Origin of the sequence: Streptococcus oralis subsp. dentisani (assembly GCF_002096335.1) — a bacterium.
Classification (GTDB): domain Bacteria; phylum Bacillota; class Bacilli; order Lactobacillales; family Streptococcaceae; genus Streptococcus; species Streptococcus oralis_Z.
In genome coordinates, this window is sequence record NZ_NCUW01000023.1 from 1 (window position 1) to 20,827 (window position 20,827).

The window sequence follows — 20,827 nt, forward strand, 5'->3', positions numbered from 1 at the left end:
GCTACATAAGCTCCTTGGGTATAACACCAAGTTGCGATGGCAAAACCACTTGTTGACAGGAAGAGATCCCAGAAAGAATACTGACGATCCTTGTTGGTCATGGGAACGATTCCCGTTATCGTCTCCTGTTGAATGAAGTCATTCATTTTGGACATTTTATTGAATACCTCCTGTCATGGCTAGGATAATCAGAATATGATTGACTAGAATCATGCCAATACTAATGTAAAATTAACTTTCAAAAAAGAGGAAGCGAATAGATATAGATTAAGGTTTTCATTTATCCTTAAATCGTAACAGAGTCCCGATCCTTGATCATATAGCGTTTTAAAGGAGTTAAGCTAGCTAGCCAGTACAATAAACCACCAAAGATCGCAGTAAAGCCACTACCCGTTGTGATTAAAAAGATTGGGCTTTGAATCTGTGCTGTTACAGGGTTGTAAACAAATAGTACTGCTACCAATAAGGAGATAAATACACAAGACAAGCCAACCACGTTAAATCCCTTAGTAAACTCGTAGGCGTCATGACCTTCAAGGAAATAGGCTGAACGCAAGTCGAGTTTTCGTTTTCTTAAGATGAAGTAATCGACAACAATCATACCAATAATTGGCCCCTGAATATAGGCGGCTAGTGAGATGAAGGAACCGAAGTACTCTTCTACCCCTCCCCAGATGGTGAGTAGGCTCACGTATACCATGGCAATCCAAACCATTAGTTTATAGCTCACTTTGGGCATCCCACTTTTTACAATCATACAGTTCACGTATGATCCTGTCCCTTGGGTTCCAATATTGGCAAAGGCTACTAGTAGTAGACTTAAGAGAGCAAAGGCAGGTGTGCTTAGAGTTGATAGCATGGTTGTTGGATCACTTTCATAAACACCTGTTTTAACAAACATGGCCAAAGCCATCACTCCACCTGTCGCAACGAAGAAGGGCGCAACAACTCCGTATGATAAAGCTGTAGCCCAATAGCCACTACGTTCTGATTTTGCCAAACGTGGCAAGACCAATGCTTGTGTAGACCAAGAGAAGGCAAAGGCCACATTTCCTTCCCCAGAAAGCATGAAGCGTTCTAATGGAGTTAAATCTCCTTGGGTAGCTGGTTGAATGTTCATAATGTCAGTAATAGGAACGGCGACAAAGCAGATTCCAACGATAATCAGACCGACAATCAACAAGGCAATAACTAAGAAGCGATTGGTCCATTTAATCACTTCTGGACCTCCTAGAGCAATCAACGTTCCAAGGAGAACACAGAGAGTACCTAAAATCGGTGCCCATACTCCCTTATCTAAACCAAGTCCAAAATTATTTCCCAAATGAATCATGGAGCTGGCAAAAAGATTGGCCGCAACGGCATACCAGCCAAAGTTAGCCAAGCTAATAATGGTTGATAGCAAGGCTACCCCTTTTTTTCCTAAGACAGCCCTCAACCAAATCCACAAATCAATTCCATACTTAACGGCAAACAAAATTGGGAGACATTCAATGAAGACCCAGATAATATTAAAACTAAAAATATTGATCAACATTTGATTAAAGGTCAAATATTGAGCTACATAAGCTCCTTGGGTATAACACCAAGTTGCGATGGCAAAACCACTTGTTGACAGGAAGAGATCCCAGAAAGAATACTGACGATCCTTGTTAGTCATGGGAACAATTCCCGTTATCGTCTCCTGTTGAATAAAGTCATTCATCTTAGACATTTTATTGAATACCTCCTGTCATGGCTAGTATAATCAAAATGAGGTTGACTATGACTAGGGCGATGACTATAGTAAAGTCACTTTTTAAAAATGGCTGAGCAAACACATAGTTTGGTGATTCCATTTCTTCTAGCCTTCTTTTCGTTTCATGTGCTACTAATTCTTCAATTTCTGATGTCGGTTTCATCTTAATTCTCCTCTAAATACAAATCTAGTGCAATTTGCCCATACTGCTTGGTATAACGATACCAGATATAAAGAAATTCACCTACTGGTTTTCCAACACTTTCTTGGAACAGGGCCCATAAAAACCAATAATATGAAGTCACTGATACATAGGCCAAGTAGTGGCGTTTGGTTCTCTTGTCTGGAACTTCTTGTAAATAGATTTCAAGCACCTTTTCAGCTTCTTCTACTGTATAATTTGAACATCCAATAAAGGTTCCTAAATCTCCTGCTGGATCTCCCATACCAGAATATTCCCAATCAATCAAGCTCATTTCTCCAGCTTCATTCAACAAAAAATTCGGGCTATAAGAATCTCCATGGCAGAGAACCTTTTTCGCTTGATCTTCTTGTAGAAGCTTCTCGAGAACTGAGACATTCTTATCCAACTCTTCAAGCCCATCAAATTCAAAACGATTGCTGGCTTTTAATTTTTGTCTAAAATCATCAATTCCCTCAAATTGATCAAAGGAATGATCTGTTTTTTCTCCAGATTGGTGCAAGCGTCTCAAGAGCTCCATTGCTTTTGCCACATCATCCCAGTTATTATAATCTAGTTGCTTGGCATTGGGAATAAATTCTGAAATTTTCCAGCCTTCATCCTTGTTCATGGCGACAAAAGTACGGTCAATCTTTAATTTTGCAGCAATTTCCATGGAAGCGGCTTCACTAGCACGATCAATATAATTTTCAGTCCCCCTACCCGGATGACGGTAAACATATTTCTTCCCTAGACAGTCAAATGAAAACGAAGTGTTGGTTAGACCATCTTTTAGAGGTTTGATATTGACAATATCTGAAGCTACACATCCTAATGTCTTACAAATATTATCAATGATTTCCGAATTCGTATTCACCAAATAGTGTTCATCAAACTGACGCAACTCATCTAGTGAATCAAACTCCTTAACAATATCTGCTGAATAATGCCGAGCTTCCAAAGGAAGCTCCTTGACGTGACGACTATAGTAATCTTCCCAGAGCTGTTCGCGATATGGTTCGTGCTTAAATTCAGTTTCTAAAATATCTACGAATTTTTCACTAAATGCACGATCAAAATAAACATGCCCCACCATAGCCCAAGTATTCGTTCCACCGATTTGAATATCGATGATTGTGTGATTGGAGTCTTCCTTAGAGCAGTATTCGTCTGTGTCTCCTTCTGCAAATATAGTCGAATAATAACCTCTATAAATGTATCGTTCAAACGGATTTTCCACAAAATAATTATCCGACGAGCAAATGTAAGTGTTAGAAAGCTGGTCTCTGACTAGCATGAGAGAAGAACAGTTATTGTACTTGTAGTAATCATTATTTACAACGATTTTAACGCCAAATTTTTCTGCCAGATAGAACATTTTTTCTTGCAGATAGCCTACAATAACTGTAATATCCTCTATCCCAGCTTCCTGCAACTGCTTGATTTCTCTCTCAATCAAACGCTCACCTTTGACTTGGAGCAATCCTTTTGGTAGCTCATAAGACAAAGGTGCAAAGCGGCTACTCATACCTGCTGCCATGATAATGGCATTCTTCACCTGATACGGAGTTAAAGCCTCCTCACCTAGGTCAGTTAAGTGATTTTCCTCACCGATCCACTTCTTTTCTTTACATTCCTTGAGAAGGTTATTCACCGCCCCCAAAGAGATGTCTAGCTGTTCAGCCAATTGTCTCTGCGTAAAGTTTTCATCTTTGTGAGTCAACAAAAAACGTAAAAGTTTAAATTGTTTTTCTGATAGCATATCTTCAGCCTCTTTTGTTCAATATTTTTATTTATTTAATTATATTATGAACACATGCTTTTGTCAAGCCAGATTCTATATTAAGAAAACGGGTGCTCAAATCAAGTCCATCAAAATAGTGACCAAACAAAGAAAGAGCCCCAATTTGGAGCTCTTCAAATTCATCTACAAAACAATCCAATGGATTGGATGATTACTTACATAATCCTTATCTGACGACTAAAAAGGTGCCTCGGACTAGAGGAGAATTGCTTTAGCAATCCTTATCTGCCGACTAAAACAATCCAATGGATTGTTTTAGCCACCTAGGTATGCTTTTCTGACTTCATCTGATGCTGCGAGTTCTTTTCCTGTTCCTGATAGGACAATCTTGCCTGTTTCAAGTACATAACCTCGGTCAGAGATAGCAAGAGCCTTGTTAGCGTTCTGCTCAATTAGGAGAACAGTTGTTCCTTGCTTCTGAATATCTTGGATGATATCAAAAATTTCTTGGATAAAGATAGGGGCAAGTCCCATAGACGGCTCATCCAAGAGGAGGAGCTTAGGCGTGGACATGAGAGCACGTCCCATAGCAAGCATCTGTTGCTCACCACCTGAAAGGGTAGCTGCATCTTGGTTTTTGCGTTCTTCTAAACGTGGAAAACGAGAGAAGACTTTCTTCAAGTTGGCTTGATTTTCTTCTCGGTTTTTCTTTAAAAAGGCTCCCATTTCTAAGTTTTCCATAACAGTCAAACCTGGAAAAACATGGCGTCCTTCAGGAACTTGTGAAAGCCCACCTGCCACGATTTTTTGCGCTGGCATCTTTTGAATTTCTTTTCCTAAAAACTGAATTTTACCAGCACTTGGACGAACCAAACCTGAAAGGGTACGAAGAATGGTTGTTTTACCAGCACCATTGGCACCAATCAAGGAAACAACTTCACCTTCATTGACCTCGAAACTAACATCACGAACTGCTTGGATCATACCGTAATGTACAGAGAGGTTTTCAACTTTTAACATAGACATTAGGCTTCACCTCCTAGATAAGCTTCGATAACGCGTTTGTTGTTCTTAATCTCATCCGGAGTACCATGAGCAATCAAACGGCCATATTCAAGAACATAGATACGCTCAGTGACTTCCATAACCAAGTTCATATCGTGTTCGATGAGCATGATCGTAATTTTAAATTCGTCTTTGATACGACGGATCAATTCTGTCAATTCAGCTGTTTCTTGTGGATTCATCCCAGCTGCAGGTTCATCCAAAAAGAGAATCTTGGGTTCGGTTGCCAGAGCACGAACGATTTCTAATCGACGTTGTTGACCATAGGCCAGATTTTTAGCAAGTGTATCTGCATCGCCATCCAAATCAAAAATCTTCAGCAAGTCCAACGCTTTACTTTTTAATTCTTCCTCATTCTTATAGAAAGCAGGCAAGCGTAGAAAGCTAGCGAGGACATGTTGTTTATGATGATTTCCAAAAGCGATGAGAACATTGTCTAAAACTGTCAGATCCTTGAACAAACGAATATTTTGGAAAGTACGACTGAGTCCAAGTGAAGCAATCTTATAAGGAGTTTTCCCATTTAGGAGGTGACCATCTAGTGTCACAGTACCTTCGCTTGGTTCATAAACACCCGTCAAGAGATTGAAAAGGGTCGTTTTACCAGCTCCATTTGGTCCAATCAGACCAACCAATTCTCCCTCATTCAATTCAAGAGTGACGTCTCCAACAGCTGTTAGACCGCCAAAATGTTTGGTTAACTGTTTAACTTCAAGTAATGCCATTAGTTTTGTCCCTCCTTCTTAGATTTTTTAAAGAAACGTGATAGACTCAATTCCCATGTCCCAAGAAGTCCACCTGGTCTGAAAATCATCACCAATACAAGAGCCAAAGCGTAGATGATCATACGTACGCTAGCTACATCTTGAAGGAGCATATTTAAAATTCCTAAAACAATCGCTGAAACGATGGTACCAGTAATAGATCCAAGTCCACCAAATACAACGATAATCAACACGTTGATGGAATTAATAAAGGTGTAATCTTTTGGCACAACAGATCCGATAAAACCAGCCTGAAGTGAACCAGCAATACTTGCTGTAATAGCACCAAAGACAAAAGCCATAATTTTGATTTTTGTAGTATTTACCCCAACTGACTCTGCAGCAATCTCATCCTCACGAACAGATAGAGTAGAGCGTCCAATTGGACTACGTAAGAAGTTGAGGGTTGCAATAGTTGTGATAATTACAAAAAGATAAACCATCTGCCAGTTGGTAAAGTTTGGAATACCCAAGATACCAGCAGCACCGTTTGTCAAACTACCACCATTAATGATAAAGATACGAATGATTTCTGAAACACCTAGTGTCGCAACAGCCAGGTAGTCACCCTTCAAGCGGAGTGTTGGAATCCCAACGAGCAAAGCGACTGCACCAGAAATCAAGGCACCCAAGATCATTGCTCCAAAGAAGGCACCATAGGTTGGTGATTTTGAACCAATAATCGCTGCTGCATAAGCCCCAATCGCCATAAAACCTGCATGGCCGAGTGAGAATTGTCCTGAAAAACCAACGATTAAGTTCAGACCTACTGCAAGGATGATATTAATCCCAATTTGTTCTAAAATTTGGACATGGAACAGATTGAGAACACCAGCAGAAACCAATATGCTAATCAATCCATAACCTGCTAACAGAAGGAATAACCATAGAATATTTACTTTAAGATTTGTCTTCATTGTTTACACCTTCTCTTTCACATTCTTACCAAGGATACCTGCAGGTCGAACAATCAGAATCAAAAGCAAGATTCCATATACGATAGCATCACGGAAATCAGACATACCAAGGGCAGTTGCAAAAGTTTCCAACAAGCCAATCACAAATCCCCCTAGAGCTGCACCAGGAATAATCCCGATACCACCAAGAACGGCCGCAACGAATGATTTCAGACCTGGAGTCACACCCATCAATGGTTCAAGAGAGTTGTAGTAAAGGGCAATGAGGACACCTGCTGCTCCAGCAAGGGCTGAACCCAAAGCAAAGGTAAAACTGATTGTACGATTTACGTTAATTCCCATCAATTGAGCTGCATCGCTATCAACTGATACCGCACGCATGGCTTTCCCCATTTTTGTTTTTTGAACAATCACTTGCAATAAAATCATCAGGAGTAAGGAAACTGCTAGAATCATCAACTGAACATTTGTCAAGCTGATTGGCCCCAAATCATAGCGAACTGTTTGAATAGCTTGAGGAAAGGCACGAGTATTGGCACCGACCAAGTAGACCATTCCATATTCCAGTAGGAAAGACACTCCGATGGCTGTAATCAAAACAGCAATACGTGTAGAGTGTCGCAAAGGACGGTAGGCAAGAAACTCAATCACAACACCAAGTAGTGCAGTTCCTGCCATTGATATAATTAAAGCTAAAAAGAAATCCATTTGGAAAGAATTAATCAAAAAGTAACCAATAAAGGCACCCATCATATAAATATCACCGTGGGCGAAGTTAATGAGTTTGATAATTCCATAAACCATGGTATAACCCAGAGCCAAAAGTGCATAAACACTACCCAGAATTAGACCATTCACAAGTTGTTGGAGCATAGCATTCTCTCTTTTCTATCGTTATTTTTAGAAAATTTCATTATTTTCACAAGTTCATAAACACCGAAACAGGGAGTGAGTCAAAGGCTCATTCCCTATTTCAACTACTATTCTAATGTTATGGTTTTACAACTTCTGCTGCTTCCACTTTACCATTGTTCATGGTCATCATGTAAGCAGTTTTCACTGTGTTGTGATCTGCATCAAAGCTCGTTTGACCAGTTACACCATCAAAATCTTTGGTTTTAGCAAGGTTGTCCTTGATTTCACCTGAGTTTTTAGCACCTTTTGCAGCATTTGCTACTAGGTAAACTGAGTCATAGGCCAAAGCTGAGAATGTTGAAGGCTCTTCATTGTATTTAGCACGGTAGGCTTCAAGGAAAGCTTTAGCTTTTGCAGAAACATCAACTGTAGTTGAGAATCCTGAAATGAAGTAAATGTTTGATGCTCTTTCAGCAGTTGCTTGTTGAACAAATTCTTCACCGTTAAATCCATCTCCACCAACGATTGGTTTATCAATTCCCATTCCACGAGCTTGGTTTACAATCTTACCTGCTTCTGTGTAGTAACCTGGAACAACGATAGCGTCAAACTCTTTGTCTTTCATTTTAGTAAGGGCTGCTTGGAAGTCAGTATCACCTGCTACAAAAGTTTCATCTGCTACAATCTCACCCTTATAGGCTTCGCGGAAAGATTTAGCAATACCTTTTGCATAGTCACTAGCGTTGTCAGTATAAAGAACAACCTTCTTAGCATTCAATTTGTTTGTTACATAGTTAGAAATAATCTTCCCTTGGAAGCTATCTTGGAATGTTCCGATAAATAGGTAATCTTGACCTTTAGTCAAACCGTCTTGAGTAGCACTTGGTGAAATCAATGGCACTCCAGCTTTAGTAGCGTTAGCTACAGCTGCGGCAGTTGCACCAGATGTCGCAGGTCCTACGATAGCTGCAACTTTTGATTGAGTTACAAGGTTCGTTGTAACAGAAGCTGCTTCAGCAGTTTCTGACTTGTTGTCCTTATCTACAACTTCGATTTGTTTTCCATCGATACCACCTGCTGCATTGATTTCGTCTACAGCAAGTTGGGCACCTTTTTGTTCAGCTGTACCGTAAGCTGCCACAGCACCTGTCTCTTCAAAGTTAAAACCGATTTTAATCGTTTTTTCGTCTACTGGGTTTCCAGTTGTATTTGACGCTCCTGACTTGACCTCTCCACAGGCAGCAAGAAGTGCTACACTAGCAAGAGCCACAAAAGATAGGGCAAATTTTTTCTTCATTTTTAATCTCCTTATAGTTGTTTCAAAAATTGTATGTTAAGAATATACCGAATTATCAGAAAATTGTCAATACATTTATTTAATTTTTTAAATGATAACGTTTTCTTCGTTGCGATAGAGATTCCCAACAAAGGGTGTCTCTAACTCTTGAATATGGCAACGTCTAATTTTCTTGATAAATCTTTCCTTACCTAATCTCTCAACTAAGTCATCTAGCTCCTCCGTTGGAACATAGAGTTGCAAGTAACGGTGTTTCTTAGAATGGTAACAGATATCACCGTATTCCTGAAGTTTTTTTGCATCCCGATTGTAGTAAAGATAGATGATTAACCCTGAGCGATTGACCTTTTCAAACATGTTAAATCCTCTTTCTAAGAAATCTTCTCCTAATTATATCAAAAAAAGCAAACTCCGTCGAGTTTGCTTTCTAGGTTGCTTAGCTTAACGAATTGTTGGCCATGATTTCATCAATAAAGCCATATTCAAGCGTTTCTTGGGCGCTCATCCAGTAATCACGTTCCGCATCCGCATGAATTTGCTCAACTGATTTACCAGAGTTATCTGCAAGAATTTTCTCCAATGTCTTACGAGTTTTGAGCAAGTGTTCTGCTGCGATTGCCATATCCGTTTGTTGGGTACCACCACCCGTACCACCCATTGGTTGGTGAATCATGTACTCTGCATTTGGAAGCATGAAGCGTTTGCCTTTTGCTCCACTTGATGCAATGACAGTCCCCATGGATGCAGCCATCCCCATAACAATGGTTTGAACATCTGCCTTGATAAAGTTCATGGTATCAACGATTGCCAAACCAGCTGAAACAGAGCCTCCAGGTGTATTGACATAAAGGTAAATATCTTTTGTGCTATCTTGGGCATCCAAGAACAGTAATTGGGCGATAACGGAGTTGGCCATATTGTCTTCAACTGGACCTGTTAGCATGATGATGCGGTCTTTCAGAAGACGAGAGTAAATATCATAGGAACGTTCTCCACGGCTTGTTTGTTCAATAACTACAGGAATCATTCATTTCTCCTTTTAATGTTGAATTTTCTTAGTCATACGACTCAATACAGAACTATTATATCTTTTTGGTCAAAAAAGGTCAAATTTTTGCTCTATTCTCTAAACAGAAACAAAAACTCAACCTCCTTTCGAGTCAAAAATGAACTTCTAGTTCCAGTATTTACTTTGGAATCTTATTTGGTACCGAACAAACGGTCTCCAGCATCTCCAAGACCTGGTACGATATAACCGTGTTCATTCAAGCGTTCATCCAAGGCCGCAGTAAAAATTTCTACATCTGGGTGAGCTTCTTGAAGAGCTTTCACTCCTTCTGGAGCAGATGCTAGGCAGACAAACTTGATATTTGAAGCACCACGTTTTTTAAGGGAATCTACAGCCAAGATTGCTGACCCACCTGTTGCCAACATTGGGTCCACTACAAAGATTTGACGTTGGTCAATGTCCTCAGGCAATTTCACCAAGTATTCAACTGGTTGAAGGGTTTCTTCATCACGGTACATACCAATATGTCCAACTTTTGCTGCTGGAACCAAGCTCAATAGTCCATCGACCATTCCGATACCTGCACGCAAGATTGGGACAATCGCCAATTTTTTACCAGCCAATTGTTTTTGAACTGTTTTTGTGATTGGTGTTTCGATTTCCACATCTTCAAGTGGAAGATCACGAAGTACTTCATATCCCATCAACATTGCAATCTCATCTACGAGCTCACGAAAAGCTTTTGTAGAAGTGTCTGTACGACGCAAGATTGACAATTTGTGTTGAATCAGTGGATGATTAATGACTTCAATTTTTCCCATTTTCTGAATTCCTTCTTTCAATTTATTCTTCTTATTATATCAAAAAACGGTTTAAAAAGCTTTCTAAACCATTCATTTTTTATAAATTCTAAATTAAATTGGCTTCTTGAAGAGCTGTCTGAACAGTCTCAAGCGGTAAATGGGTCAACTCGGTCCCTTTTTCTTGATAGAGGTATTTGGCATAGTCGTCCATACGATACTGATTGATATAAACTACACGTTTGCAGCCGACTTGTAAGAGTTGTTTTGTGCAGTTCAGACAAGGGAAATGGGTCACATAAGCTGTAAATCCTTTGGGAACCCCACGTTCGGCTCCTTGTAAGATGGCATTGACCTCAGCATGAAGTGTTCGGACACAGTGTCCTTCAATGACAAGACATTCGTGGTCAATACAGTGCTCCGTTCCTGATACTGAACCATTGTAACCTGTTGAATATCCTTGACTAAGACAGCACCTACTTTGGCGCGTTTACAAGTAGAACGATTGGCAATCAGTAAGGCCTGGGCTGCAAAGTACTCATCCCAAGCCAGTCTTTTTTCTGTCATAAGTCTTCTCCTTTTCCTTTATTTTTTGAAAAATGGCAAACGTAAATCAGCAATCTTTTCAGCTGGAACCTTCATGCCATCCTTGATCCATTTGAATAGAACCGATACGATGGCAGAACTCCAAAACGAATGCAGATAGCTACTAACACCTTTTGATTTTCCATGGTATTTTTCCAGAAATTCCTGCATAGCTTGGACAAAAATCTTTTCCAAGTGGTAGTCCAGAGCAAGTTGGATAACCTTGGCTTCTTTCTTGGCTGCTCGGAAAAGGTGAACCCAGACCAAATAAAGGTCGGTTTTAACATCGTAGTGGCTGAGCTGTTCCATGATATTCTGAACACTGCGTTTAAAGACGCTTTCCAAAATCTCTTCTTTAGAATCATAATTTCGATAGAAGGCAGCACGAGAAACGCCCGCCCGCTTGACCAACTCTGAAATACTAATCTTAGCCAAGTCTTTTCTTTCCAGAAGTTGCAAAAGTGCAGTCTCAATCGCTTCTCTGGTCAAGAAATTGGATTCTTGATTTGATTTTCTGAGATTTTCAAGTGATTTTTTAGATATTTTACGTTCAGACATAACAATTTCTTTCTACTTGTGACAACAGAGAGGTGGTACTTTTGTTTCAAGGGCTTTCATGATATAATTGTAAAAAAAGACAGAACCTTTGTCAATGTATAAGTGACAAAGATGGAGAATTTCTATGACTTGGAAGATTGTGGCTGACTCTGGTTGTGATTATCGTCAACTAGCAACTCCTGCTATCGATACTGAATTTGTCAGTGTTCCTTTAACCATTCAAGTAGCTGATCAGGTCTTTATTGACGATGCCAATCTCGACATTAATCACATGATGGAAACCATGTATGCGACTTCTGAGGCTTCAAAATCAGCTTGTCCTAGCCCTGATGATTACTTACGAGCGTTCGAAGGTGCCAAGCATATCTTTGTTGTTACCATCACTGGTGCTCTTTCTGGTAGCCACAACAGTGCACAACTCGCTAAGAACATTTACCTCGAAGAACACCCTGACACTCAGATTCATGTGATTGATAGTTTATCTGCAGGTGGGGAAGTTGATTTGATTGTCGAAAAAATTAATGATTTGATTGACCAAGGATTATCTTTTGAGGAAGTTGTTGAAGCTATCACAGCCTACCAAGAAAAAACAAAATTGCTCTTTGTCCTCGCTAAAGTTGATAACTTGGTTAAAAATGGTCGTTTGAGTAAACTTATCGGTACAGTTGTTGGGCTTCTCAACATTCGTATGGTCGGAGAGGCGAGTAATACTGGAACCCTAGAACTACTACAAAAAGCTCGTGGAGCAAAAAAATCCCTTCAAGCAACCTATGAAGAACTCATCAAAGCTGGTTATGCTGGTGGTCGTATCGTCATGGCTCATCACAGCAATGAAAAATTCTGTCAGCAGCTTTCAGAACGTTTGCGAGAAACATTCCCACAAGCCAATATCAAAATTGTTCCAACATCTGGTCTCTGCAGTTTTTATGCAGAAGATGGCGGTTTGTTGATGGGATATGAAATCAACTAAAATCTTACAACAAGAGATGCCAAGCATCTCTTATTTTTTGTGGTACAATAGAGCTATGAAACATTTTGATACTATTGTCATCGGTGGAGGTCCTGCCGGCATGATGGCTACCATTTCCAGTAGCTTTTATGGTCAGAAAACCCTTCTCATCGAAAAAAATCGGAAACTTGGCAAAAAATTGGCTGGTACTGGTGGTGGCCGTTGCAATGTAACTAACAACGGAACTCTAGATGACCTACTAGCTGGCATCCCTGGAAATGGCCGCTTTCTTTACAGTGTCTTCTCTCAGTTTGATAACCATGATATCATCAACTTTTTTACGGAAAATGGGGTCAAACTTAAGGTCGAAGACCACGGCCGCGTCTTTCCTGCCAGTGACAGGTCTCGGACCATTATTGAAACCTTGGAAAAGAAAATCATTGAACTTGGTGGGCAAGTTCTCACTCAAACAGAAATTGTTTCGGTTAAAAAGATAGACGACCAGTTTGTCCTTAAGTCCGCAGACCAAACCTTCACTTGTGATAAACTGATTGTCACTACTGGTGGCAAATCTTATCCTTCGACTGGTTCAACTGGTTTTGGTCACGAGATTGCCCGTCATTTTAAGCATACTGTGACTGAACTTGAAGCTGCTGAAAGTCCTTTATTGACAGATTTTCCACATAAGGCCTTGCAGGGAATTTCACTGGATGATGTGACCCTAAGCTATGGTAAGCATGTCATCACTCATGATCTGCTCTTTACCCACTTTGGTTTGTCAGGTCCTGCTGCTCTACGCATGTCCAGCTTTGTCAAGGGTGGGGAGGTTCTCTCACTGGATGTCTTGCCTCAACTTTCAGTGGATGACTTAACAACATTTCTAGAAGAAAATCGGGAAAAATCCTTGAAAAATGCTTTAAAAACTTTGTTGCCAGAACGCTTGGCAGAATTTCTTGTGCAAGGATATCCTGAAAAAGTCAAACAGCTAACAGAAAAAGAACGCGAGCAACTACTCCAGTCTATCAAGGCTCTCAAAATTCCTGTGACTGGCAAAATGTCTCTTGCCAAATCCTTTGTAACTAAAGGCGGTGTCAGTCTCAAGGAAATCAATCCCAAAACCCTCGAAAGTAAGCTGGTACCTGGGCTCCACTTTGCTGGCGAGGTCCTGGATATCAATGCCCACACGGGCGGTTTCAACATCACTTCTGCCCTCTGCACCGGCTGGGTGGCAGGCTCCAATCCAATAAATACCAAATAAGAAAGGAAGTCCTTTGGAACATATTATTTTACTAAGAGGCGTTACTCCTAATGGAAAAAATGCTATCCCGAAAATGTCTTATTTGGTAGATATTTTGACAGAAGCTGGTTTTCAACACGTTCGAACCTATATTCAAAGTGGGAATATCATTCTTGAGAGTGACTCAGATTTAGAAGAAATACGAGAACGCGTTCATACTTTGATAAAGGAAAAAATTGGGGCCGACTTAAAAATGGTTATCAAGAATAAGAACGATTTTGAAAAGATTGTTCATGAGAATCCATTTAAAGAAGACTATCTTCATGATCGTGTGCATGTAATTCTTTATCAAGGACTTATCCAAAGTCTGCCACTAGAAAAATTGAAAACTGACTACGGCGAGGAAGAAATCTGTGTAGGCGATTACTGTCTCTACCTCTATCTTCCTAGAACTGCAAAACAAAAAAAGCTCAATACCAACTATCTTGAAAAATTGTTTGGCGTGGTTCTGACCATGCGAAAGTTAAACGTAGTTGAAAAACTATTAACCAAATAGTACTTGAAACCAGAAAAAATCAGCAGAGGTAACTCCGCTGATTTTTATTTTGTCTGTGTCTGAACGTAAGCCGCAATGGCATCTGATGTGTATTGAGCTGTACCAGGTCCAAATTTGTCAATGTTCTTCTTAAACTCAGGGTTGTAGACGTAGCCTTTACCGATATGACCGAATACCTCAATAGAGCAGTCAAATCCATAAGTACGAATGGCTTGCAATAGCTTAGCTGCTTGCTCTTGGTTTTCAACTGCTGTTTCAGGCAGACCAGCTTGAAGATTTTGTGCTAAGGCTTGAAAAACTTGGTTAAAGGCAGTCGTCGCCTCATCTTCGCGGCCTTTTTGGCGCTCGAGAGCTTCTCCCATGACTTCTTGACCATATTTCTCTACCGCCTCTTGGTGGTATTTTTGATTGTCTTGATAGCTAAATCCAGTGAATTTTTCCTCAATGGTCATTTTTCTTTCTCCTTTTTGTTCTTGAATGGTTTTTTGCAAGGTGGAAATCAAGGTATCCAGATGTTGCCTTTCTCGAGTTAGATAGTCCAACTGTCTGGTCAAATGGGGCAATAAATCTGTCCTTTCTTCCTTTAACAGCTCTGCTATTTTTTCTAAAGAAAAACCTAGATATTTGTAGTACAGAATGACCTGAAGTCGTTCCAAATCCTCTTGACTGTAGGTTCGATAGCCGTTTTCCGACTTCAACGGAACCAAGAGTCCTATCTTATCGTAGTGGTGCAGGGTCTTGACAGAGACACCTGAAAGCTGCGCAGCTTCTTTTATATGGTACATGATTTCCTCCTTACAAGAAATAGTATAACCCCTCCCCTTAGGTCAGAGTCAAGCGTTTTTACGAAAAATTTTTAACTTTTTGAGAAAAGTGTGAAAACTTGAAAATGGTTTTCTTGACAGACCTTAGAAAACATGATAGGATAGTCAAGTCTATCAATCAAACAGAAGGCTCATAGAGAGCTATTGAGAGAGGGCTATTTGACAACTCAAGTAGCCTTTTCTTATTTTAAAAAACGAGATTGGAGTTTCAACTATGTCAGAAAAATCGCAATGGGGTTCAAAACTAGGCTTTATCCTAGCATCTGCTGGTTCAGCCATCGGACTTGGAGCTGTTTGGAAATTTCCCTACATGACTGCTGCAAATGGTGGTGGAGGCTTTTTACTGGTCTTTCTCACTTCTACCATTTTAATTGGTTTCCCTCTCCTGCTGGCTGAGTTTGCCCTTGGCCGTAGTGCTGGCGTTTCGGCAATCAAAACCTTTGGAAAACTGGGCAACAATAATAAATACAATTTTATCGGTTGGATTGGTGCCTTTGCCCTCTTTATCCTCTTATCCTTCTACAGTGTTATTGGAGGATGGATTTTAGTCTATCTAGGCATTGAGTTTGGGAAATTGTTCCAGCTTGGTGGAACGGGTGATTATGCTCAGTTATTTACATCGATCATTTCAAATCCAGCCATTGCTCTAGGGGCTCAAGCTGCCTTTATCTTATTAAATATCTTTATTGTATCACGTGGGGTTCAAAAAGGAATTGAAAGAGCCTCAAAGGTCATGATGCCCCTGCTCTTTATCATCTTTGTAGTCATCATCGGGCGCTCTCTCAGTTTGCCAAATGCCATGGAAGGCGTTCTTTACTTCCTCAAACCAGACTTTTCAAAACTGACTAGCGCTGGTCTCCTCTATGCTCTGGGACAATCTTTCTTTGCCCTTTCACTAGGAGTTACAGCTATGCTGACCTATGCGTCCTACTTGGACAAGAAAACCAATCTGGTCCAGTCAGGGATTTCCATCGTAGCCATGAACATCTCGGTATCCATCATGGCAGGACTAGCCATTTTCCCAGCCATGTCAGCCTTCAATATCCAGTCTGAAGGGGGACCAAGCCTGCTCTTTATCGTCTTGCCTCAACTCTTTGACAAGATGCCTTTTGGAACCATTTTCTACATCCTTTTCCTCTTGCTTTTCCTCTTTGCGACGGTCACTTCTTCTGTCGTGATGCTGGAGATCAATGTGGGCAATATCACCAATCAGGATAACAGCAAGCGTGCCAAATGGAGTACCATTTTAGGAATCTTGACCTTTGTCTTTGGCATTCCTTCAGCCCTATCTTACGGTGTTATGGCGGATGTTCACATTTTTGGAAAGACCTTCTTTGATGCCATGGATTTCTTGGTTTCCAATCTCCTCATGCCCTTTGGAGCACTTTGCCTTTCTCTCTTTACAGGCTATATCTTTAAGAAGACACTTGGTATGGAGGAACTCCATCTCGATGAAAGAGCATGGAAACAGGGACTTTTCCAAGTTTGGCTCTTCCTTCTTCGTTTTATCATTCCTATCATCATCATTGTGGTTTTTATCGCCCAATTTATGTAATCAAAAAGGACTTGAGTAGTGAACTCAGGCCCTTTCTTTTTATGGATGACTAACAATCAATTCCAAACCTTGTCCTTCCAGGGTCCAAGCTTCAACATCACTTGGTAGGATAAAGTGGCTGCCTTTTTGGATTGGATAGTTTTTTCCGTCAACAGTAAGCTGACCTTGACCAGTCAAGACGCTAAACAAACTATAGTCAGTTGTCTTTTCAAAGTCAACTTTTCCAGTGATTTCCCACTTGTAAACGGCGAAGAAGTCATTAGACACAAGGAGAGTGGAACGCAGATCATCTGCCTTAACAGTCACCGGACGGCTATTTGCTGGCTCGCCAATGTTTAAAACATCGATGGATTTTTCAAGGTGAAGCTCACGTAAGTTGCCCTTGTTATCCTTACGGTCAAAGTCATAGACACGGTAGGTGGTATCGCTTGACTGCTGGGTTTCAAGAATCAAGATACCTGCACCGATAGCGTGCATGGTACCGCTTGGTACATAGAAGAAATCTCCAGCCTTGACAGGGACTTTTGTTAATAGACTATCCCAGTCTTTAGCTTCGATTTGCTGGCGGAGTTCTTCTTTTGACTTGGCATTGTGCCCATAGATAATCTCTGAACCTTCATCCGCTGCGATGATGTACCAGCACTCTGTTTTTCCAAGTTCGCCTTCGTGTTCTAGTCCATAGGCATCGTCTGGGTGAACTTGGACACTGAGCCAGTCGTTGGCATCGAGAATCTTGGTCAAGAGTGGAAATACAGGCTCTGGACGGTTACCAAATAATTCACGGTGCTCTGCATACAAGGTAGCTAGGTCTATTCCCTCGTAGCGACCATTGGAAACTTTAGAGACACCATTTGGGTGAGCTGAAATGGCCCAGCATTCCCCGATTTTTTCACTTGGAATATCGTAGCCAAACTCATCACGTAGCTTGGTTCCACCCCAGATTTTTTCTTGCATAACTGATTGTAAAAATAATGGTTCTGACATGTCAATCTCCTGTCTGATTTTTCTCCCCTCATTATAGCAAAAAGCTTGATCTAATTGAACTCTTTTTCACATCTTATAAAGTAGGGAGAAGATTTTATAAAAATAGTAACGATAAACGAGTATATTTCATAGAATCCCATAAAATAGCTCTCAGAAAGCAAGCTGTCAATGGGCTATTTCCCTCAACTCGCCTTAAAATTTTTCACTTAAGACTATATTTCGCTAAAAAAATACTGAAAACCAGTCTCCTCTGTTCCTTTTAAATCAAAGCTGTAATAGCCGTTACCAGGCCAAAAATAATACCTGGTGCATTGGCAGCGGCAAGCGGAATATCTCTTTCTTTCTTGAAAAGACCGTAGTAAACCCATAAACTACAGTTGATAGCTGCGACCAAGGGTTGGATGAAATTTCCTTTTTGATCAGCCAGATTGTTCATGATTTGTGGGAAGTAAGACACGTACATCATAACAGACATGAAGGTCGCCACCCAACCCAAAATTTTCATTTGTTTTTCAGACATTTTCAAATCCTCTTTCATTTTTATGAATCATATTTTATAATCTTTTTTCAAAACAATCAAGACTTTGAAGCTTTTGTTATGAAGATGTAAACTATCACAATCTTGTGATAAGAAAAAGACCGGAGTTTCTCCGATCTTTCAATAGTTCCTATTCTCACATTCTGTTTTAAGAATGATTAAGGTTAACCTCAAATGACTAATCGTCCTATTTCATTTGATAAAAATCAATCACTAGACCAGCAGGTCCTCTAACTAATAAGGACTCTGTTCCCCAATCGGTTTCAGAAGGACCGTGTAAAATCTCAGTACCAATTTCTTTCAATCGTTGGTAATTCTGATTTAGATTCTCAACCTCGACGTGAAGAATGATTCCTGACTGAAAATTGTTCAAAGGAATCAGGTGATTTTGTGATAACATGAGACAATGACTGCCAATCGTAAACTGAGCAAAACTGCCATCAACATAATCGGCCTTTTTATCCAAAAGCCGCTCCAAGTCAGCACAGACTTGGGGAACATTCGAAACGATAATATCTAATTGATTTAAATTCATTTGTTATCCTCCAGAAAAAGACCGGATTGCTCCGATCTTTTCAAGTTCCACAAAGGAACTATTTAATTGCGCGTGATTGCAATCCTTCTTCTTCCAAGAAGAGGCGGAATGGTACGAGTTCTTCTGCTTCGTATTTTTCCTTGAAGGCTTTGATTGCTTCTTCTGAGTGTTGTTTTGGATCCAATTCAAGTACTTCTACTGGAAGTGGACGATGTTGAGAGATGCGAGCATCGATCACAACAGTTTTACCTTCTTTGTTCAATTTAACAGCTTCTGCAACAACTGCATCGATATCTTCGATACGGTCAACTGTAAATCCTACAGCACCTTGCGCTTCAGCGATTTTCGCATAGTCAGCATTAGGGAAGTCACAACCAAACAAGTGTTTGTTTGTGTCTTCGTATTTGTCCTTGATGAAGGCATATTTACCATTTGAGAAGACAACGTTGATAACTGGAAGGTCGTATTGAACGTTTGTGATCACGTCTGGGTAGCACATGTTGAATGCACCGTCACCCATGATGTTCCATACTTGGCGATCTGGATTGTCTTTCTTAGCAGCGATACCACCAGGAAGGGCAATACCCATTGTCGCAAAGAGTGGAGATGTACGCCACATGTTCTTAGGTGTCATGTGAAGATGACGAGTAGATGTTTGAGTAGTGTCACCTACGTCGATTGAGTAGATAGCGTCTTGATCAGCATGTTTGTTGATTGCATTGTAAACTTGGTACAATTGCAATTCACCCTCAGTTTTACCTTCGAGTTTGTTCATGTAATCACGCCAGTTTTGGTTGTTCTTAACGTTTGCACGCCACCATGGAGTAGATTCTACTGGGTTTACTTTGTCAAGGATTGCTTTCGCTGCTTGACCTGCATCACCAAGGATAGAAGCATCAAGGGCATGACGTTTACCAAGTTTGTAAGGGTCAATATCAACTTGGATGAATTTTTCAGTGTTCTTGAAGGCTTCGTAAACTTCAGCAAATGGGAAGTTTGAACCAAGGAAAAGAACGGTGTCTGCTTCAAAGACAACTTCGTTGGCTGGTTTCCAACCAACACGGTAAGCAGAACCTGTCAAACCTTCGTAGTTCCATTCAAAGGCTTCAAAGTTTTTACCAGTTGTGATAATTGGTGCTTTGATTTTACGTGACAATTCAGTAATCACTTCACCAGCTTTAACACCACCGTAACCAGCATAGATAACTGGACGTTCAGCATTGTTCAAGATTTCAACAGCTTTGTCGATTTCAACTTCGTTCAAGGCAGGAGCGATGAATGAACGTTCGTATGAACCTGATCCATAGTATGAATTTTCGTCGATTTCTTGGAAACCGAAGTTTACTGGGATTTCAACAACAGCTGGACCTTTTTTAGAAACTGCAGCGCGGCAAGCTTCGTCGATTACTTTTGGCAATTGCTCAGCGTAAGCTACACGTTTGTTGTAGACAGCGATACCGTTGTACATTGGGTTTTGGTTCAATTCTTGGAAGGCATCCATGTTGAGTTCGTTAACTGGACGTGATCCAAGGATAGCAAGGAATGGAGTGTTATCCATAGCTGCATCGTAAACACCGTTAATCAAGTGAGTCGCACCTGGACCACCTGAACCAACAGCAACCCCGATTGAGCCGCCGAATTTAGCTTGCATTACCGCTGCAAGAGCACCTGTTTCTTCGTGGCGAACTTGCAAGAAGCGGATATCTTTGTCTTCAGCCAAAGCATCCATCAATGAGCTGAGTGTTCCTGATGGGATACCGTAGATTGTATCTACGCCCCATGTTTTCAATACATTAAGCATTGCTGCAGATGCAGTAATTTTCCCTTGAGTCATAATGATAACTCTCCTTCAAATATTTTTAAAACTTGATTCATCCGTTTTCATATATTATTTGGAAACGTTTCAGCAAATTTTTACTCTACTACTTTACCACATTTGTTTTGGGTCTCCTAAGAATGTGCTCAGAAGTTTTTATTCTCTATTACAGTACAGATTGAAAACGTTTTTCAGAACTGTTTTATAATACTCAATGAAAATTAAAGACCAAATTAGGAAACTAGCCGCAGGTTGCTCAAAACACTGTTTTGAGGTTGTGGATAGAACTGACGGAGTCAGTGTCATATAGCTACGGCAAG

Annotated in this window: 21 protein-coding genes and 2 pseudogenes; 4 read left to right on the forward strand and 19 right to left on the reverse strand. The window is 40.4% G+C overall.

The window, feature by feature from the left end; translation table 11 throughout:
- The 14 genes and pseudogenes from B7709_RS10335 to B7709_RS00665 all read right to left on the reverse strand — a co-directional run.
- Window positions 1-155 (reverse strand): annotated as a pseudogene (locus B7709_RS10335) (cytosine permease); the annotation flags it as partial.
- 131 nt (window positions 156-286) lie between these two features.
- Entirely contained in the window at window positions 287-1,714 is a 1,428-nt protein-coding gene (locus B7709_RS00605) for a cytosine permease (RefSeq protein WP_084970851.1), read from the reverse strand.
- A 1-nt stretch (window position 1,715) separates the two neighbouring features.
- The gene (locus tag B7709_RS00610) at window positions 1,716-1,901 is read right to left on the reverse strand and encodes a hypothetical protein (RefSeq protein WP_084970853.1); all 186 of its coding nucleotides are present in this window, start codon (window positions 1,899-1,901) and stop codon (window positions 1,716-1,718) included.
- A gap of 1 nt (window position 1,902) precedes the next feature.
- Window positions 1,903-3,681 carry a phosphotransferase gene (locus B7709_RS00615; protein WP_084970855.1) on the reverse strand — a complete coding sequence of 593 codons (1,779 nt, stop codon included), beginning with the start codon at window positions 3,679-3,681 and terminating at the stop codon, window positions 1,903-1,905.
- Between the two features lie 297 nt (window positions 3,682-3,978).
- Window positions 3,979-4,689, reverse strand: a complete 711-nt coding sequence (locus B7709_RS00620) for an ABC transporter ATP-binding protein (RefSeq protein WP_000062210.1) — start codon at window positions 4,687-4,689, stop codon at window positions 3,979-3,981.
- Window positions 4,689-5,453 (reverse strand): ABC transporter ATP-binding protein, encoded by a 765-nt coding sequence (locus B7709_RS00625; RefSeq protein ID WP_001186011.1) that lies wholly within the window; start codon window positions 5,451-5,453, stop codon window positions 4,689-4,691. Before B7709_RS00625 ends, B7709_RS00620 begins: the two co-directional genes overlap by 1 nt.
- On the reverse strand, window positions 5,453-6,409 hold the full coding sequence (locus tag B7709_RS00630; RefSeq protein WP_084970857.1) for a branched-chain amino acid ABC transporter permease: 957 nt from the start codon (window positions 6,407-6,409) through the stop codon (window positions 5,453-5,455). Before B7709_RS00630 ends, B7709_RS00625 begins: the two co-directional genes overlap by 1 nt.
- Before the next feature lie 3 nt (window positions 6,410-6,412).
- Window positions 6,413-7,282 (reverse strand): branched-chain amino acid ABC transporter permease, encoded by an 870-nt coding sequence (locus tag B7709_RS00635; RefSeq protein WP_084970860.1) that lies wholly within the window; start codon window positions 7,280-7,282, stop codon window positions 6,413-6,415.
- Window positions 7,283-7,400: 118 nt separating this feature from the next.
- Window positions 7,401-8,561, reverse strand: coding sequence for an ABC transporter substrate-binding protein (locus tag B7709_RS00640; RefSeq protein ID WP_084970863.1), 1,161 nt, complete (start codon window positions 8,559-8,561; stop codon window positions 7,401-7,403).
- A gap of 87 nt (window positions 8,562-8,648) precedes the next feature.
- On the reverse strand, window positions 8,649-8,918 hold the full coding sequence (locus B7709_RS00645; RefSeq protein ID WP_000462130.1) for a YlbG family protein: 270 nt from the start codon (window positions 8,916-8,918) through the stop codon (window positions 8,649-8,651).
- Window positions 8,919-8,997: 79 nt separating this feature from the next.
- The gene (gene clpP / locus B7709_RS00650) at window positions 8,998-9,588 is read right to left on the reverse strand and encodes an ATP-dependent Clp protease proteolytic subunit ClpP (RefSeq protein ID WP_000613464.1); all 591 of its coding nucleotides are present in this window, start codon (window positions 9,586-9,588) and stop codon (window positions 8,998-9,000) included.
- A 173-nt stretch (window positions 9,589-9,761) separates the two neighbouring features.
- Window positions 9,762-10,391 (reverse strand): uracil phosphoribosyltransferase, encoded by a 630-nt coding sequence (gene upp, locus B7709_RS00655; RefSeq protein WP_084970893.1) that lies wholly within the window; start codon window positions 10,389-10,391, stop codon window positions 9,762-9,764.
- Between the two features lie 88 nt (window positions 10,392-10,479).
- Window positions 10,480-10,937 (reverse strand): annotated as a pseudogene (locus B7709_RS00660) (deoxycytidylate deaminase).
- An 18-nt stretch (window positions 10,938-10,955) separates the two neighbouring features.
- Entirely contained in the window at window positions 10,956-11,513 is a 558-nt protein-coding gene (locus tag B7709_RS00665) for a TetR/AcrR family transcriptional regulator (protein ID WP_084970866.1), read from the reverse strand.
- A gap of 124 nt (window positions 11,514-11,637) precedes the next feature.
- On the opposite strand from B7709_RS00665, the gene B7709_RS00670 reads away from it, so the two are divergent.
- Genes B7709_RS00670 through B7709_RS00680 form a run of 3 tightly spaced genes read left to right on the forward strand, consistent with a single transcriptional unit; the run spans window position 11,638 to window position 14,255 of the window.
- Window positions 11,638-12,483 (forward strand): DegV family protein, encoded by an 846-nt coding sequence (locus B7709_RS00670; protein ID WP_084970868.1) that lies wholly within the window; start codon window positions 11,638-11,640, stop codon window positions 12,481-12,483.
- A gap of 55 nt (window positions 12,484-12,538) precedes the next feature.
- Window positions 12,539-13,720, forward strand: a complete 1,182-nt coding sequence (locus tag B7709_RS00675) for a BaiN/RdsA family NAD(P)/FAD-dependent oxidoreductase (protein ID WP_084970895.1) — start codon at window positions 12,539-12,541, stop codon at window positions 13,718-13,720.
- Between the two features lie 13 nt (window positions 13,721-13,733).
- Window positions 13,734-14,255 (forward strand): DUF1697 domain-containing protein, encoded by a 522-nt coding sequence (locus tag B7709_RS00680; protein WP_042767777.1) that lies wholly within the window; start codon window positions 13,734-13,736, stop codon window positions 14,253-14,255.
- A gap of 44 nt (window positions 14,256-14,299) precedes the next feature.
- On the opposite strand, the gene B7709_RS00685 is transcribed toward B7709_RS00680, so the two are convergent.
- Complete coding sequence (locus B7709_RS00685; RefSeq protein WP_084970870.1) at window positions 14,300-15,040, reverse strand: MerR family transcriptional regulator; 741 nt, start codon at window positions 15,038-15,040, stop codon at window positions 14,300-14,302.
- A 253-nt stretch (window positions 15,041-15,293) separates the two neighbouring features.
- Here B7709_RS00685 and B7709_RS00690 point away from each other — a divergent pair, with 253 nt between their 5' ends.
- Window positions 15,294-16,634, forward strand: a complete 1,341-nt coding sequence (locus B7709_RS00690) for a sodium-dependent transporter (RefSeq protein ID WP_084970897.1) — start codon at window positions 15,294-15,296, stop codon at window positions 16,632-16,634.
- A gap of 39 nt (window positions 16,635-16,673) precedes the next feature.
- On the opposite strand, the gene manA is transcribed toward B7709_RS00690, so the two are convergent.
- The 4 genes from manA to spxB all read right to left on the reverse strand — a co-directional run bounded on the left by manA (window position 16,674) and on the right by spxB (window position 20,525).
- Window positions 16,674-17,618 carry a mannose-6-phosphate isomerase, class I gene (gene manA / locus B7709_RS00695; RefSeq protein WP_084970872.1) on the reverse strand — a complete coding sequence of 315 codons (945 nt, stop codon included), beginning with the start codon at window positions 17,616-17,618 and terminating at the stop codon, window positions 16,674-16,676.
- 259 nt (window positions 17,619-17,877) lie between these two features.
- On the reverse strand, window positions 17,878-18,138 hold the full coding sequence (locus B7709_RS00700) for a SemiSWEET family transporter (RefSeq protein ID WP_084970874.1): 261 nt from the start codon (window positions 18,136-18,138) through the stop codon (window positions 17,878-17,880).
- Window positions 18,139-18,343: 205 nt separating this feature from the next.
- Window positions 18,344-18,691 (reverse strand): VOC family protein, encoded by a 348-nt coding sequence (locus B7709_RS00705; protein WP_084970876.1) that lies wholly within the window; start codon window positions 18,689-18,691, stop codon window positions 18,344-18,346.
- A gap of 58 nt (window positions 18,692-18,749) precedes the next feature.
- Window positions 18,750-20,525 carry a pyruvate oxidase gene (gene spxB / locus B7709_RS00710; protein ID WP_007520383.1) on the reverse strand — a complete coding sequence of 592 codons (1,776 nt, stop codon included), beginning with the start codon at window positions 20,523-20,525 and terminating at the stop codon, window positions 18,750-18,752.
- Window positions 20,526-20,827: the final 302 nt, after the last annotated feature.

What these genes read in the sequence shown, in the direction of transcription:
- B7709_RS00605 (WP_084970851.1), bottom strand. Translation starts at nt 1,714, where the DNA reads ATGTCTAAGATGAATGACTTTATTCAACAGGAGACGATAACGGGAATT.
- upp (WP_084970893.1), bottom strand. Translation starts at nt 10,391, where the DNA reads ATGGGAAAAATTGAAGTCATTAATCATCCACTGATTCAACACAAATTG.
- B7709_RS00615 (WP_084970855.1), bottom strand. Translation starts at nt 3,681, where the DNA reads ATGCTATCAGAAAAACAATTTAAACTTTTACGTTTTTTGTTGACTCAC.
- B7709_RS00645 (WP_000462130.1), bottom strand. Translation starts at nt 8,918, where the DNA reads ATGTTTGAAAAGGTCAATCGCTCAGGGTTAATCATCTATCTTTACTAC.
- spxB (WP_007520383.1), bottom strand. Translation starts at nt 20,525, where the DNA reads ATGACTCAAGGGAAAATTACTGCATCTGCAGCAATGCTTAATGTATTG.
- B7709_RS00700 (WP_084970874.1), bottom strand. Translation starts at nt 18,138, where the DNA reads ATGTCTGAAAAACAAATGAAAATTTTGGGTTGGGTGGCGACCTTCATG.
- B7709_RS00685 (WP_084970870.1), bottom strand. Translation starts at nt 15,040, where the DNA reads ATGTACCATATAAAAGAAGCTGCGCAGCTTTCAGGTGTCTCTGTCAAG.
- B7709_RS00675 (WP_084970895.1), top strand. Translation starts at nt 12,539, where the DNA reads ATGAAACATTTTGATACTATTGTCATCGGTGGAGGTCCTGCCGGCATG.
- B7709_RS00625 (WP_001186011.1), bottom strand. Translation starts at nt 5,453, where the DNA reads ATGGCATTACTTGAAGTTAAACAGTTAACCAAACATTTTGGCGGTCTA.
- B7709_RS00665 (WP_084970866.1), bottom strand. Translation starts at nt 11,513, where the DNA reads ATGTCTGAACGTAAAATATCTAAAAAATCACTTGAAAATCTCAGAAAA.
- manA (WP_084970872.1), bottom strand. Translation starts at nt 17,618, where the DNA reads ATGTCAGAACCATTATTTTTACAATCAGTTATGCAAGAAAAAATCTGG.
- B7709_RS00610 (WP_084970853.1), bottom strand. Translation starts at nt 1,901, where the DNA reads ATGAAACCGACATCAGAAATTGAAGAATTAGTAGCACATGAAACGAAA.
- B7709_RS00690 (WP_084970897.1), top strand. Translation starts at nt 15,294, where the DNA reads ATGTCAGAAAAATCGCAATGGGGTTCAAAACTAGGCTTTATCCTAGCA.
- clpP (WP_000613464.1), bottom strand. Translation starts at nt 9,588, where the DNA reads ATGATTCCTGTAGTTATTGAACAAACAAGCCGTGGAGAACGTTCCTAT.
- B7709_RS00630 (WP_084970857.1), bottom strand. Translation starts at nt 6,409, where the DNA reads ATGAAGACAAATCTTAAAGTAAATATTCTATGGTTATTCCTTCTGTTA.
- B7709_RS00635 (WP_084970860.1), bottom strand. Translation starts at nt 7,282, where the DNA reads ATGCTCCAACAACTTGTGAATGGTCTAATTCTGGGTAGTGTTTATGCA.
- B7709_RS00670 (WP_084970868.1), top strand. Translation starts at nt 11,638, where the DNA reads ATGACTTGGAAGATTGTGGCTGACTCTGGTTGTGATTATCGTCAACTA.
- B7709_RS00640 (WP_084970863.1), bottom strand. Translation starts at nt 8,561, where the DNA reads ATGAAGAAAAAATTTGCCCTATCTTTTGTGGCTCTTGCTAGTGTAGCA.
- B7709_RS00620 (WP_000062210.1), bottom strand. Translation starts at nt 4,689, where the DNA reads ATGTCTATGTTAAAAGTTGAAAACCTCTCTGTACATTACGGTATGATC.
- B7709_RS00705 (WP_084970876.1), bottom strand. Translation starts at nt 18,691, where the DNA reads ATGAATTTAAATCAATTAGATATTATCGTTTCGAATGTTCCCCAAGTC.